Consider the following 13,751-nt stretch of genomic DNA (forward strand, 5'->3'; position numbering starts at 1 on the left):
ATCTGAATTAATACATCACTGCGAGACCGCTGCACGAATTTTGTGTAAGTGATTGAATTGATTAAAAAAAATTTAGTGGCACGCGTATTGCTATAGAGAAGTGAAATTTATCTTTAGCGATGGAGTGCGAAAAATATGCAACAAATGTCAGGAAGAGCCGGTGCGGTGCTGCAGATAGACTTGCAAGCAATCCGCGATAACTATGCGCTGCTGTGCGCTCAGCTTGGCCCTGCCCGTTGCGGTGCGGCGGTCAAGGCGGATGCCTATGGCTTAGGTGCCGTGCCGATTGCCAAGGCCTTATACCAGCAAGGCTGCCGTCATTTCTTTGTCGCCCATCTCGAGGAAGCGATCGCCTTGCGTGCGCACTTGCCGGCCGCGGCCGCGCTCATCGTCATGCATGGCGCTCCAGTCGGCTACGAAGCCGAATTTCTCGAATACCAATGTACGCCAGTGTTGAATAGCTTAGAACAAATGCAAGCTTGGCAAACGCTGGCCTTGGTTCAACAGCGTGCGCTTGCCGCCATCGTGCAGGTCGACACCGGCATGGCGCGCATGGGTTTGTCAGCAACGGAAGTGACACGCTGCAGCAGCGATGCGGCCTTGTGGTCGGGCATTACGGTCACGCATCTGATGAGTCACCTGGCTTGCGCCGAAGATCAGTCGCATCCTATGAACCACGAACAACTGGCGCGGTTCACGGCCTTACGCAAAATTTTTCCACACAGCTTAGCCACTCTGGCGAATTCATCCGGCATCTTCCTCGGTTCCGATTTTCATTTTGATTTAGCCCGTCCCGGTGCCGCCCTGTATGGCGTGGCACCGATCGCTGGTGCGCCGAACCCGATGCGGGCTGTGGTGAGCTTACAGGGACGCATCATCCAAACGCGCGACATCAGTGCCGGTACTGGCGTCGGTTATGGCTTGAGCTGGCAGGCTACCGAGTCCACCCGCATCGCCACCGTGGCCGTCGGTTATGCCGACGGTTGGCTGCGCAGCTTGAGTAATCGTGGCCTCGCCTATATCAACGACGTGGCGGTGAATATCGTTGGCAAAGTGTCGATGGATACCATCACGCTCGATGTCACGCATATCGCGCCAGAATACCTGGTAGCCGGCGCACTGGTGGATTTGATTTCCCCGACCCACACGGTCGATCACGTGGCAGCAACGGCACAAACGATCGCTTATGAAATTCTGACCAGTCTCGGGCAGCGCTACGCGCGCCATTATACGAACTGACAGACCCGCGACAGCACACTAGAAACAGACAAGGAATACCTATGAAAATCATCATTCTCGGCGCCGGCGTTATCGGCACAGCCTCCGCCTATTTTCTCGCCAAAGCCGGCCACGAAGTCACGGTGATCGAACGTCAGCCGGCCGCCGCGCTGGAAACCAGTTACGCCAATGCCGGCGAAGTCTCGCCTGGTTATTCGGCCCCTTGGGCTGGCCCCGGTGTGCCGCTCAAGGCCGTCAAATGGTTGATGATGAAACACAGCCCGCTGGCGATTCGTCCTACTTTTGATTTGCATACTTGGCGCTGGGTCATGCAAATGCTGATGAACTGTACTGCTGCGCGCTATGAAACCAATAAAGGCCGCATGTTGCGTATGGCGGAATACAGCCGCGATGTATTGCAGCAACTGCGCGCCGATACCGGTATCTCGTATGATGAGAGAACCCAAGGTACGCTGCAATTATTTCGTAATCAGGCACAACTCGATGGTGCTGCCGCCGATATCGCTATTTTGCAGCGTTACGAAGTACCGTATCAAACTCTGGACAAAGCCGCTTGCCTGCAGCATGAACCGGCACTGGCGAATGTACAGGAAAAATTTGTTGGCGCGCTGCTGTTGCCTGGTGATGAAACCGGCGACTGCTTTAAATTCACACAAAATTTGGCCAAGCTGGCCGAAGGCTTGGGAGTGCGCTTCCGTTATGGTGTGAGCATAGAGAAGCTACGCTATGAAGGCGATGCGATTACCTCGGTATTGACCTCGGAAGGCGAATTGCAGGCTGACAGCTATGTGTTGGCGCTGGGCAGCTATTCACCGCTCATGTTGCGCGAACTCGGCATCCACATTCCGGTCTACCCGATCAAGGGTTATTCGCTGACCGTGCCTATCATCGATGCCGCGCGCGCACCGGAATCGACCGTCATGGATGAAACCTATAAGGTCGCCATCACCCGTCTGGGCGACCGCATTCGTGTCGGCGGTACGGCTGAAATCACCGGCTACAACCTCGATTTACGCAAAGACCGGCGCGACACCTTGGAATTTTCCGTCACCGATCTGTTCCCAGGTGGTGGCGCGGTCGAGTCGGCCGAATTTTGGACTGGTTTGCGGCCGATGACGCCGGATGGCACACCCATCATCGGCCCTACGCCTTACCGCAATTTGTTCCTCAACACCGGCCACGGTACCCTGGGTTGGACCATGGCTTGCGGTTCGGGACAATTCATTGCAGATTTGATTTCCGGTAAAAAACCTCAAATTTCCACTGAAGGTTTGTACATGGACCGTTACGGCAGCAGCAGCAAGCGGCCGCTTATTCTTCCTAAGGAGTTGGCATGAGCCAGTTCGACCAATTGCTGTCATCAACACAAGTATTTGCCGATCCGCATTTAAATACGCGCTTTTATACCGCGATTGAATTGTTGGCGCAAATCATGCTGGTCATGCCGCGCGCCACCACGGTGGATAGTTTGGCGCAAGCTTGTGAACGTACGCCGCGCTTGATCAGGTCGATTTTATCGACCTTGAGCAAAGATGGCTTGGTTGGCCGTGATGCCAAGGAAAAAGATGCTTGGCATTGTCGCGATTGTAATGGCATCATCACCCTCGCCGATGTGTATCGCTGTTTTGCCGATGCGGAAGAACGTGCCATCGCCAAATCAGCCACGCGCGCGGCGGTGCTGCCACTGTCAGAAGAAGTCGCGGGGGCGGAAACGCCATCGCGCAGCTCTAGTCAGCAAAGCGTCGATTTATTGATGATGCAAATTAAAATGACCGTTAACCGAGCTGTGCTGCAACAATTAGAACACTTTGATTTGAATCGTCTGCGCGGCCTGGCAACGACTGCGGCCTTCCGCAGCCAGTATGCGCGCCCGCGCGGTTATATCCCCGAACCGTATTGATGCCGGGGTGCATTACCCCTTATTGAGAATTTTTCCCTCATGCGCATCGATATAGAGTTTAAAGACCGGGTCGGCATTGCCCACGAAATTCTGGCCGTATTGGCCAAGCGCGGTTTGAATGTGGTGGGTGTCGAAGTCGACCCGCCGCATATCTATATCGACAGCCCGGAGTTGCTGGAATTCATGCTGCCTGATTTGCAAAGCGATTGCCAGCAGGTACGCGGCGTCGGCAGCATCGGCGTGCTCGATGTCTTGCCAGGCATGCGCAGACGCTTACACCTCGATACCATGATGGCCGCCATGCAAGACCCGGTGCTGGCCATCGATGGTGCTGGCCGGGTAGTGATTGCCAATGCCGCAGCGGCGGCCGTAGCCGGGCTTTCTGAAGCGCTGCTGTGCCAACGGCCGCTGCGCGAAGTCTTGGATGACGAGGGCATCGAAGCCGAGCTCATCAGCGCCGGCTTACGCCTGCCTAGTCGCGAAGTCAGCTTCAACGGCGAACCTTTCTTCATGGACGTGACACCCGTGGCCGATCCCGACCAAGCGGCCTTGGCACGTTCAGTCGGTGCGGTGCTGACATTTCATACGCCGGCGCGCATTGGTGGACGTATCCATGCTTTGCAAAATACCAGCGGTCATGGCTTTGATCTGATCATTGGCGAATCCGAACCTATCCGCGCGCTCAAGATCCGCGCCGCGCGCGTGGCGGCGGTCGATGCGCCGCTGCTGATCACCGGTGAAACCGGTACCGGCAAAGAATTACTGGCGCAAGCTTGCCATGGCGTCAGCAGCCGCTGCCATGCCTCGTTTTTAGAACTCAATTGCGCGGCATTGCCAGAGAGCTTGGCCGAAAGCGAATTGTTTGGCTATATGGCTGGGGCTTTTACTGGTGCTCAGCGTGGCGGCAAGCCGGGACTGTTTGAAATGGCCGATGGCGGCACTGTGTTTCTCGATGAAATAGGCGAGATGTCGCTGTATTTACAGGCTAAATTGCTGCGTTTTTTAAATGATGGCAAATTCCGTCGTATCGGCGGTGACAAAGAAGTGCGCGTCAATGTGCGCATTATCAGCGCAACCCATAGAAATTTGCGGAAAATGGTGCAGGAAGGCTTGTTCCGCGAAGACTTGTTTTACCGCCTCAATGTCTTGCATTTGGAAATGCCGCCCTTGCGCGAGCGTCCTGACGATGTGCTGCCGCTGGCGCGGCACTTCATTGAGCGCGCCTGTACGCAAGCTCAAAAATCTGTTTGTCGCCTCAATACCGCCGCCTGCGCCGCCTTGGTGTCGAATCGTTGGCCCGGTAATGTCCGGCAATTGCAGAATGTTGTGTTCCGTGCCATCACCATGTCGGATCAACGCGTGCTCGACGTCGCCGATCTCGATTGGGCGGAAGACAGCATCAGTGCTGAAGAAGTGAATCAAGAAATTACCGACACCTGGGAGCTGGCGCTGCAAGCATTTGAGCAATCTTTGCTGTCGCGCTTATATCCACAGTACCCGTCCAGCCGCAAACTGGCGGCGCGCTTGGAAACCTCCCATTCGGTGATGGCGACCAAGTTGCGCAAGTATGGTATCGGGCAGAAACGCTGAATCTGCGTTTTCCTAGACAGTCTCTTCCGGATCTTCCGGCAAGTTGACGGCTGGGATAGTGTATTTTTCCTCGGCCCAGGCACCAAGATCGATTTGTTTGCAGCGCTGACTGCAAAATGGTCGCCAAGTATTGCTTTCTTTCCACTCGACCGCTTGTTCGCAGGTCGGACAATTGACAACTGTAGCCATAATCAGAAATTACACAGAGTGAGATCGAAGGGGATATCGTTGTCGAAGGCTTTCGGCTTCATATCACCGTCTTGCGACATATAGCGTATCCAGAGCATGTATTTGTTGGCCGAAATTTCAGGAATCGCACCTAATTCACGCACCACGCTCACGCGCAGCAATTGATACACTTTTCCTTGCAGCATTTGCTGATAACTGCCGGCTTGGGCAATCACCTTCGTGGTCGAGCCCGATTCGCGCAACAGGCGCAGTACGACATTGATGGCGTCGAACAAGGGAGCGATTGGAGCAAACCAATTCGAAATATCGGCAAAACGTTTCTCTGCGGAATTTTTTTGCCACGCATAATAGCTCGGCAAATCAAATTCACAGGCACCGCCGGGAATAATGGTGCGGCCGCGTATGCTCATGAGCCACTCGTTATCGCGCACATTCTGGCCGGTTTTGCCGGTGCAGGCAACGAGTGCGCTGCTGGCACGATCGACATCGTCGAGTACTTTATCAAGCATGTCGGCTTCGACATTGGGATTGGATTTGAAACCGATCAGGGTATGCTTCTGCCGTTCCAATTCTTGAAACAGGTCAGATTTCAGATCGGCGCGACCGGCTACTTCTAACATTTCGAAAATGGTTGCGAGCGCGACATGATGTTGCAAAGGGTCAGACTGATGCAAGAAAAATATGAATTTTTCATACAGGTCTTCCAACCGCAGCAGCGTGCGAATGCGCTCGTTGAAAGGGTACTCGTAAACGATCAAAATAGTGTCCCTGTAAAATTGTTGCAACTCAGGCCTGAGCTTGACGTGATTCTGAACCATACTGTCAAAAAATACAAACTTCCGATGAAATTTTTTTGGCTTGTGTTCAACTCTGCTGGGCGCGCGCTGCGGCCACATAGCGCTCATGCAATACATCGACCTGCTGTACTACGGCTTCCATGCCAGCTTGATTGTCGATCATATCATCGGCAGCAGCCAGTCGGTCGGCGCGGCTGGCTTGGCTGCGCATGATGGCTTCGACTGCGGCTCGGCTCAAATTATTGCGCGCCATGACGCGCGCGATTTGAGTTTCCACACTGCAATCCACCACGACAATTCGATCAACGCGCTGGCGCCACTTGCCCGATTCGACCAGTAAGGGTACCACGTACATCAGGTAGGCACCGCCGGCCGCTGCTGCCTCGGTGTGCGTTTGCCGGCCGATCAAGGGGTGCAGGATGTGTTCCAAGCGCTGTCTTTGCGCCGGGTCGGCGAATACCAGTTCGCGCATTTTCTGGCGATTGAGCGCCCCTTGCGCGGTGAGGAAATCGGCCCCGAAGGCGGCCTCGATGGCTGGAATAGCCGCCCCACCAGGCGCGCTCAGTTGATGGGCGATCAGATCGGTATCGATGATGGCGGCACCGCGTGCGGCAAACAGATCGGCCACCGTGCTTTTGCCGCTGCCGATGCCGCCGGTGAGCCCGATTGCGTAACGCGCAGACATAGTCAACCTAAAAAAGCTTGCTTAACTGGGGACCCCAGAACAAGGCGATCAAGCCGGCACCGGCTAAGTAAGGGCCGAATGGCAGTGGGGTATCGCGCCCGATCTTACGCAAGGCCATCATGGCCAAGCCGATCACGGCCGCTACCACCGAAGACAACAGTATGATGATCGGCAACATCGCCCAGCCCATCCAAGCCCCGAGTGCCGCGAGCAGTTTGAAATCGCCATAGCCCATGCCCTCTTTGCCGGTAGTCAGCTTGAAGAGCCAGTAAATCGACCATAGGCACAGGTAACCGGCGACGGCCCCGATGACTGCCGACGACAGCGAGGTAAAGGTGCCGTTGAGATTGACCAGCAAGCCCAGCCATAGCAGCGGCAGCGTCAAATCGTCGGGCAAGAGCTGGGTATCGGCATCGATGAAAGTCAGGGCAATGAGAATAAAACCGAATACCAGCGCGGCCAAGCCGGCCACACCGCTGCCGAAGTGCCAGACCATGGCTGCCGACAAGGCACCGGTCAATAACTCCACCACCGGATAGCGCGGTGAAATCGCTGCTTTGCAGCCGCGGCATTTGCCGCCGATTGCCAGATAGCTGAGCACCGGGATATTTTCCATTGCGCCAATCTGGTGGCCGCAGTGCGGACACGCTGAACGCGGCAGCATCAGATTGAACTGGTCGGTGTGCGGCAGCGGCAAGCCGCTCTCGCTGGCGACGTAATTATCCGATTCGCGCTGCATCATTTTCGGCAGCCGATAAATGACGACATTGAGAAAGCTGCCTATCATCAGGCCGAAAACCGCCGCGCACACAGTGCTGAGCAGATTGCCCGGTAAGTTGAAGAAAATTTCGCTATTCATCAGACTACATTACCCAATTTAAAGATAGGCAGATACATTGCAATCACCAGCCCGCCGATGATCACGCCGAGTACCGCCATGATGATCGGCTCCATCAGACTGGCCAGCGATGCCACCGCTTCATCGACTTCTTCTTCATAGAAGTCGGCCACTTTGCTCAGCATATTATCGAGTGCACCCGACTCTTCACCGATGGCCACCATTTGCGTCACCATACTCGGAAAGACATTCGAATTTTGCATCGCCACAGTCAGGCTGGTACCGGTGCTGACCTCGGTTTGAATTTTAATCGTGGCATCGAGGTAGACCGCATTGCCCGCCGCGCCGCCAACCGAATCCAATGATTCTACCAAGGGCACGCCGGCCGCGAACATGGTGGCCAAGGTACGCGTCCAGCGCGCGATGGTAGCTTTGCGGATGACCGAACCGAAGATCGGGGCTTGCAACAGCATGCGGTCCATGAAGCGTTGCATAGGCAGCGAGCGCTGCCAAGTTTGCATGAAAAAGTAGATGCTGCCGAACAGCCCACCGAAAATCAAATACCAATACGCGACGAAAAACTCCGAGATCGCCATTACCACCAGCGTCGGTCCCGGCAAATCGGCACCGAAACTGCTGAACACCTGTTTGAACGCCGGTACCACCCAAATCATGATCACGGCCGTGACGATGAAGGCGACCGACAGAATCGCGATCGGGTAGGTCAGTGCTGATTTGATCTTCTTTTTCATCAGCATGGTTTTTTCTTTATAAACTGCCAAGCGGGTGAGCAGATCATCGAGAATACCGGCCTGTTCGCCGGCACCAACCAAGTTACAGAATAAGGGATCAAAATACAGCGGGAATTTACGGAAGGCCTGATTCAAACTGGTGCCGGTTTCGACGTCACCGCGTATATCTTGCAGCAGCTTGGAAACGGAGGGGTTGGCATTGCCCTTGGCGACGATATCGAACGATTGCAGCAAGGGTACGCCGGCCTTCATCATCGTCGCTAATTGACGGGTAAACAGGGTGATGTCGGCATCGGTGATTTTTTTCCCCGAGGTGTAATTTTTCTTCTTCAGCTTGGTGACCAAGATACCTTGGCGACGCAGTGTGACATTGACGATCGCCTCACCGCCGGCGCGCATTTCACCCTGTACCAATTTGCCGTGCTTGTCTTTACCTTCCCAGGCATACAAGACTTCTTTGATCGGCTTGGGCGCTCGGCCGGAATTAGTTGCCATGTGAAAGTCTCCGCTTATTCATTGGTACATCCCAATACTTCTTCCAAACTGGTCATGCCTTGTTTAACCTTCATCAAGCCAGACTGGCGCAGATTGCGCACGCCTTCGCGCTGCGCTTGCTCTTCAATATCCATCGCCGTGCCATTCGAGAGAATGATGCGTTCGATTGCGCTGGTAATGGGCATGAGTTGATAAATGCCGACGCGGCCTTTGTAGCCGCCGCCGTTGCAGCGCTCGCAGCCAACCGGTTCATATGGCTTCCAACTGCCGTCGAGTTCTTCTTCTTTAAAACCGGCTTGCAGCAGTACTTCATCGAGTACCTCGGCCGGACGCTTGCAGGTACACAGACGGCGTGCCAGCCGCTGCGCCGTGATCAAAATCACCGATGAGGCGATATTGAACGGTGCCACGCCCATATTCATCAGCCGCGTCAGGGTCGACGGGGCATCATTGGTATGCAGGGTAGAGAACACCATATGGCCGGTTTGCGCCGCCTTGATGGCGATGTCGGCAGTTTCCAAGTCGCGAATTTCACCCACCATGATGACATCCGGATCCTGCCGCAAAAATGATTTCAGTGCGGCGGCAAAGCTCAGCCCGGCCTTGTCATTGACATTCACTTGGTTGACGCCCGGTAAATTGATCTCGGCCGGATCTTCGGCCGTCGAGATATTGATACCCGGCTTATTGATGACGTTGAGACAGGTATATAGCGACACCGTCTTGCCCGAGCCGGTAGGGCCGGTCACCAGCACCATGCCGTAGGGGCGCTGAATCGCATTCATCAGAATTTCTTTTTGATCCGGGTCGTAGCCGAGCGCATCGATACCCATCTGCGCTTGCGAGCCATCGAGAATCCGCATCACGATTTTTTCGCCGAACAGCGTAGGCAGCGTGCTGACGCGGAAATCGATGGACTTATTGGCGTTGAGATGCAATTTCATCCGGCCATCTTGTGGGATGCGCTTTTCTGAAATATCGAGCTTAGAGATCACCTTGATGCGCGACGACAGCTTGTCTTTGATTGCCAATGGTGGTTGGGCAATTTCGCGCAACTCACCGTCGACGCGGAAGCGGATGCGGTAAAACTTTTCGAACGGTTCGAAATGCAAATCGGAGGCACCCATATTGATAGCGTCGATCAGCATTTTCTGCAGAAATTTCACGATCGGGGCATCGTCGACTTCGGTCGCTTGGGCGTCGGCAGCAGCTTGCCCGAGGTCCTCTTCGCGAAATTCGATATCGAAATCGTCACCGGCCAAGTCGTTGAGACTTTGTTCCGAGGTTTTACCGATTTTTTCCAACAGCTTGACCAGCGCATCATGCTGCACAATGATGATCTCGATAGCAAGATTGGTCTGGAATTTGACTTGATCGAGCGCGGAGCTATTGGTCGGGTCAGAAACGGCCAGCGTGAGCTTATTGCCTTTTTTTGAAATTGGTACCAAACGCTGTAATTGCATCAGACGTTGATCGACCAGTTTTTCCGGAATCAGACCTTCATTGATGATGCTCAGATCGAGCAGCGGATAACCGAAGGTTTCGGAACAAAAACTGGCTAATTCACGCGCATTGATGATGCCGCTTTGCAGCAGACCATCAATGAAAGCGGTTTTATCCGTCGTTGCCTTTTTAGTGATCACATCGATTTGTACCAAGCTGATCAAATTAGCTTGCAGCAAGGCCCGGGCTAATCCTGCGGTCAACGAGGGTGGTGCGGAGTTTGGTGGGGCGGCGGACATAGTGACTTATCGGTGAGTTTTGCCAAATGCATGTTTGCCTTGCGATAATGCAACCTGTGCGTAAATTTGTAAAGGAATGCTACTTTTAATTACATACTAAGGCTATTTCGCACGGTGCAGATGTCGCCTTTGGGTGAAAAGTAGCGACTGTCGGCGCGCCGCCGTCCCGTCTGCGCGCCGAAGTGGAGATCAGTGGTTGCGATGCACGGCAAAGTGGCTCAAGGCCAGCAGCGCATCTTTGTAGGGCGTTGCCGGCAGATTGGCAATGGCCGCGCTGGCGCTGGCGGCGGCAGTTTCTGCTTTAGCCGTGGTGTAGGCGAGTGCACCCGATTGTGTGATAGCGGCCAGAATGGCGTCAAATTGCGATTCATCACCCTGCTCGATACAGAGGCGTACCAATTCTTTTTCCGCCGCGTTGCCATTACTCATGAGATAAATCAAGGGCAGGGTAGGCTTGCCTTCGCGTAAATCATCGCCGACATTTTTCCCGATCTCGTCGGCATTACCGGAATAATCAAGCACGTCGTCGATCAATTGGAAGGCCGTGCCCAGACAGCGACCATATTCGGCCGCAGCAGCGATCTGCGTGGCATCGACACCGGCGATGAGGGCACCGATTTCGGCAGCGGCTTCAAACAACTTGGCGGTTTTCGAACGGATCACTTGTAAATAGCGCTCTTCGCTGACTTCGGGATCGTGCATGTTGAGCAGTTGCAGAACTTCGCCCTCGGCAATCACATTGGTGGCATCGGCGAGGATTTGCATGACGCGCATATTATCAATCGAGACCATCATTTGGAATGCGCGTGAATACAAGAAATCGCCCACCAACACCGAGGCCGCATTGCCGAACAAGGCATTGGCAGTCTGCCGTCCACGACGTAATGAGGACTCATCGACTACATCGTCATGCAAGAGCGTGGCGGTATGAATGAATTCAACGATGGCGGCCAGTTCGTGATGACGCTGCCCTTGATACGCATAGGCGTTGGCGACCAATAAAACCAGCACCGGTCGGATGCGTTTGCCGCCGGCGTTAATGATGTATTCGGCAATCTGATTGACTAAAGCTACATCGGAATGCAATTGCTGACGAATTACTTGGTTAACGGCCAACATTTCCGTGGCAATCACATCGGTAATCGGGTTGTGTTGTGCTGAGGCAGACAAGGCTGAATCCCACTAAGTAATCCAAGACCGCGAGATTATACGACGGCAAGCCTGCTTTTGCGTTATTCCTATGATTAGAAGTGCCACAGAGATGCCGATTCTTCATGCTTTATAGAAAAAAGCCTTGGCCATCGCGCTCAAGGCTAGCCGGGCTGCTGAAAAAATATGCAAAATGTTTTTGACGCTCGACTTAAGTCTATGTATAATTTGGGGTTTTCCCGATTTCCTAAGCAGTTTTCAAGGACGGGGCGAAAATATCCCTATATTAATTGATGAGGTTTCACATGTACGCGGTCATAAAAACCGGAGGCAAACAATACAAAGTTGTCGCTGGTGAAAAACTTAAAGTAGAACAGATACCTGCAGACATTGGCTCCGAAATCACCATCGATCAAGTGCTCGCAATGGGCGCAGGCGAAACCATACAATTTGGTACGCCACTGGTCGCAGGTGCTACGGTGCTGGCTAAGGTTATAGATCACGGTCGTCACGACAAAGTGCGCATTTTCAAAATGCGTCGTCGTAAGCATTACCAGAAGCGTCAAGGCCATCGCCAAAACTACACTGAATTGCAAATCGTATCTATCAACGGCTAAGCTGCTGATTACACCTGAACAAGGAGCTATAAATGGCACATAAAAAAGGCGGCGGCACCACGCGCAACGGCCGTGACTCAGAATCAAAACGCTTAGGCGTCAAGATTTACGGCGGCCAGGCTATCAACGCCGGCGGTATCATTATTCGTCAACGTGGAACACGTGTCCACCCTGGTGAAAATGTTGGTATGGGCAAAGATCATACTTTGTTTGCACTGATTAACGGTAAAGTACAATTTGCAATCAAAGGCGCCGCAAGACGCCAATACGCGATTGTGGTTGCTGCGTAATCAGGCTGATCGGTGATCTGACAGCGATGTAAGCTCACCTCAAGTCGGTAGCAAAAAGTAAAAAAGGCTCTGCCATTGGTGGAGCCTTTTTAATTGCAAGAAATCCTGTATAAATCGATACTTCCATCTGGGAAGCAAGGATTTATACAAGCTTTTTTAGGTGTTTAAAAATGAAATTTATTGACGAAGCCAGAATTGAAGTCATCGCCGGCGACGGCGGCAATGGTGTTGCCTCTTTTTGTCGTGAAAAATTCCGCCCGTTCGGTGGGCCCGATGGTGGTGATGGTGGCCGTGGCGGCAGTATCTTTGCGGTGGCTGACCGTAACATCAATACCTTGGTCGATTATCGCTATTCGAAACTGCATAAAGCCAAAGATGGTGAAAATGGCCGCGGTGCTGATTGCTACGGCAAGGGTGCTGATGACATTATTTTGCGCATGCCGGTCGGCACGCAAATTTGCGATCGCAATACCGATGAAGTCATCGCCGATCTGACCGAGCATGGTCAGCAAGTCGAATTGGCCTTGGGTGGCGAGGGCGGTTGGGGAAATATCCACTTCAAGACCTCGACCAACCGTGCGCCGCGTCAGCGTACCGAAGGTAAAGAAGGCGAACGACGCGAGTTGCGTCTGGAACTCAAAGTGTTGGCCGACGTCGGCTTGTTAGGTTTGCCGAACGCCGGTAAATCGACCTTCATCACCGCAGTGTCGAATGCGCGTCCGAAGATTGCTGATTACCCGTTCACCACGCTGCATCCGAATTTGGGTATGGTACGCGTCAGTCACGAGAAAAGTTTCGTCATTGCCGACATCCCGGGCTTGATCGAAGGTGCGGCTGATGGTGTCGGTTTGGGTGTGCAGTTCCTTAAACATTTGCAGCGTACTGGTTTGCTCTTGCATATCGTCGATCTGGCACCGTTTGATGACAATGTCGATCCGGTCAAAGATGCCAAGGCCCTCATCAAAGAGCTGCGTAAATACGATGAAAGTCTGTATGACAAGCCGCGCTGGTTGGTCCTCAACAAGCTAGACGTGTTGACACCGGATGAGCGTAAAAAGAAAGTCAAAGATTTCATCAAGCGCTTTGCCTGGAAGGGCCCGGTATTTGAAATCTCGGCCTTGAATCACGAAGGTTGCGAAGATTTGGTCATGGCGATTTACAAAGACATCGAAGAAAAGCGCACGCAGGTACAGCGTTCGCAAGAAACCCAGATGAAAGAAGAAGCCCAGGGCATTCTTTCCATCGATCCAGATGATCCGCGCTTTAAAATCTACGAAGACTGATTGAAAAAAACCTGAGCTGGCCTCAGGTTTTTTTACGTCTGAATTTTTCATCAAAAATCTGACTAGGGTTTGAAGCCCCGGCCTTCAGAGGCTGTCGCAAAAGGGTATTGAGTCGGTATCATTACCCTGACTGGTGGCCACGTCATTCCTGCGCGCTTTTGGCAGGAACCCAGCGGCGTTCGTGG

14 protein-coding genes are annotated in these 13,751 nt (G+C 53.4%); 7 read left to right on the forward strand and 7 right to left on the reverse strand.

What is annotated here, in order from left to right:
* Window positions 1–135: 135 nt before the first annotated feature.
* The 4 genes from alr to QN359_RS06240 are packed head-to-tail and all read left to right on the forward strand — an operon-like array spanning window position 136 to window position 4,729.
* Window positions 136–1,239: an alanine racemase gene (alr, locus tag QN359_RS06225; protein ID WP_322250754.1), complete on the forward strand. Its 1,104-nt coding sequence runs from the start codon at window positions 136–138 to the stop codon at window positions 1,237–1,239.
* 41 nt (window positions 1,240–1,280) lie between these two features.
* Window positions 1,281–2,576, forward strand: coding sequence for a D-amino acid dehydrogenase (locus tag QN359_RS06230; RefSeq protein ID WP_322250755.1), 1,296 nt, complete (start codon window positions 1,281–1,283; stop codon window positions 2,574–2,576).
* The gene (locus tag QN359_RS06235; protein WP_322250756.1) at window positions 2,573–3,139 is read left to right on the forward strand and encodes a hypothetical protein; all 567 of its coding nucleotides are present in this window, start codon (window positions 2,573–2,575) and stop codon (window positions 3,137–3,139) included. Before QN359_RS06230 ends, QN359_RS06235 begins: the two co-directional genes overlap by 4 nt.
* Before the next feature lie 39 nt (window positions 3,140–3,178).
* Window positions 3,179–4,729 (forward strand): sigma 54-interacting transcriptional regulator, encoded by a 1,551-nt coding sequence (locus QN359_RS06240; protein WP_322250757.1) that lies wholly within the window; start codon window positions 3,179–3,181, stop codon window positions 4,727–4,729.
* A 12-nt stretch (window positions 4,730–4,741) separates the two neighbouring features.
* Here the strand turns inward: QN359_RS06240 and QN359_RS06245 are convergent, their stop codons facing one another.
* The 7 genes from QN359_RS06245 to ispB form a co-directional block, all read right to left on the reverse strand.
* Complete coding sequence (locus QN359_RS06245) at window positions 4,742–4,918, reverse strand: DNA gyrase inhibitor YacG (RefSeq protein WP_322250758.1); 177 nt, start codon at window positions 4,916–4,918, stop codon at window positions 4,742–4,744.
* Window positions 4,919–4,920: 2 nt separating this feature from the next.
* A complete protein-coding gene (zapD, locus tag QN359_RS06250; protein ID WP_322250759.1) occupies window positions 4,921–5,676 on the reverse strand; it encodes a cell division protein ZapD in 756 nt (251 codons plus the stop codon).
* Window positions 5,677–5,782: 106 nt separating this feature from the next.
* Window positions 5,783–6,400 (reverse strand): dephospho-CoA kinase, encoded by a 618-nt coding sequence (gene coaE / locus QN359_RS06255; RefSeq protein ID WP_322250760.1) that lies wholly within the window; start codon window positions 6,398–6,400, stop codon window positions 5,783–5,785.
* Window positions 6,401–6,407: 7 nt separating this feature from the next.
* A complete protein-coding gene (locus QN359_RS06260; protein WP_322250761.1) occupies window positions 6,408–7,259 on the reverse strand; it encodes an A24 family peptidase in 852 nt (283 codons plus the stop codon).
* Window positions 7,259–8,485, reverse strand: coding sequence for a type II secretion system F family protein (locus QN359_RS06265; RefSeq protein ID WP_322250762.1), 1,227 nt, complete (start codon window positions 8,483–8,485; stop codon window positions 7,259–7,261). Before QN359_RS06265 ends, QN359_RS06260 begins: the two co-directional genes overlap by 1 nt.
* Before the next feature lie 14 nt (window positions 8,486–8,499).
* Window positions 8,500–10,227 (reverse strand): type IV-A pilus assembly ATPase PilB, encoded by a 1,728-nt coding sequence (gene pilB / locus QN359_RS06270; RefSeq protein WP_322250763.1) that lies wholly within the window; start codon window positions 10,225–10,227, stop codon window positions 8,500–8,502.
* A gap of 189 nt (window positions 10,228–10,416) precedes the next feature.
* Window positions 10,417–11,397, reverse strand: coding sequence for an octaprenyl diphosphate synthase (gene ispB / locus QN359_RS06275; protein ID WP_323493208.1), 981 nt, complete (start codon window positions 11,395–11,397; stop codon window positions 10,417–10,419).
* 284 nt (window positions 11,398–11,681) lie between these two features.
* On the opposite strand from ispB, the gene rplU reads away from it, so the two are divergent.
* The 3 genes from rplU (at window position 11,682) to obgE (ending at window position 13,566) form a co-directional block, all read left to right on the forward strand.
* Window positions 11,682–11,993, forward strand: a complete 312-nt coding sequence (gene rplU, locus QN359_RS06280) for a 50S ribosomal protein L21 (protein WP_322250764.1) — start codon at window positions 11,682–11,684, stop codon at window positions 11,991–11,993.
* Between the two features lie 32 nt (window positions 11,994–12,025).
* Window positions 12,026–12,283 (forward strand): 50S ribosomal protein L27, encoded by a 258-nt coding sequence (rpmA, locus tag QN359_RS06285; RefSeq protein ID WP_322250765.1) that lies wholly within the window; start codon window positions 12,026–12,028, stop codon window positions 12,281–12,283.
* Between the two features lie 170 nt (window positions 12,284–12,453).
* Entirely contained in the window at window positions 12,454–13,566 is a 1,113-nt protein-coding gene (gene obgE, locus QN359_RS06290) for a GTPase ObgE (protein WP_322250766.1), read from the forward strand.
* Window positions 13,567–13,751: the final 185 nt, after the last annotated feature.

This window comes from Undibacterium sp. 5I2 (genome assembly GCF_035019605.1).
Taxonomy (GTDB): domain Bacteria; phylum Pseudomonadota; class Gammaproteobacteria; order Burkholderiales; family Burkholderiaceae_D; genus Undibacterium.

Excerpts from the sequence above, each read along its gene's own strand:
- rpmA (WP_322250765.1), top strand. The coding sequence starts at position 12,026 with ATGGCACATAAAAAAGGCGGCGGCACCACGCGCAACGGCCGTGACTCA.
- alr (WP_322250754.1), top strand. The coding sequence starts at position 136 with ATGCAACAAATGTCAGGAAGAGCCGGTGCGGTGCTGCAGATAGACTTG.
- QN359_RS06230 (WP_322250755.1), top strand. The coding sequence starts at position 1,281 with ATGAAAATCATCATTCTCGGCGCCGGCGTTATCGGCACAGCCTCCGCC.
- QN359_RS06240 (WP_322250757.1), top strand. The coding sequence starts at position 3,179 with ATGCGCATCGATATAGAGTTTAAAGACCGGGTCGGCATTGCCCACGAA.
- QN359_RS06265 (WP_322250762.1), bottom strand. The coding sequence starts at position 8,485 with ATGGCAACTAATTCCGGCCGAGCGCCCAAGCCGATCAAAGAAGTCTTG.
- QN359_RS06260 (WP_322250761.1), bottom strand. The coding sequence starts at position 7,259 with ATGAATAGCGAAATTTTCTTCAACTTACCGGGCAATCTGCTCAGCACT.
- QN359_RS06235 (WP_322250756.1), top strand. The coding sequence starts at position 2,573 with ATGAGCCAGTTCGACCAATTGCTGTCATCAACACAAGTATTTGCCGAT.
- QN359_RS06245 (WP_322250758.1), bottom strand. The coding sequence starts at position 4,918 with ATGGCTACAGTTGTCAATTGTCCGACCTGCGAACAAGCGGTCGAGTGG.
- coaE (WP_322250760.1), bottom strand. The coding sequence starts at position 6,400 with ATGTCTGCGCGTTACGCAATCGGGCTCACCGGCGGCATCGGCAGCGGC.
- rplU (WP_322250764.1), top strand. The coding sequence starts at position 11,682 with ATGTACGCGGTCATAAAAACCGGAGGCAAACAATACAAAGTTGTCGCT.
- pilB (WP_322250763.1), bottom strand. The coding sequence starts at position 10,227 with ATGTCCGCCGCCCCACCAAACTCCGCACCACCCTCGTTGACCGCAGGA.
- obgE (WP_322250766.1), top strand. The coding sequence starts at position 12,454 with ATGAAATTTATTGACGAAGCCAGAATTGAAGTCATCGCCGGCGACGGC.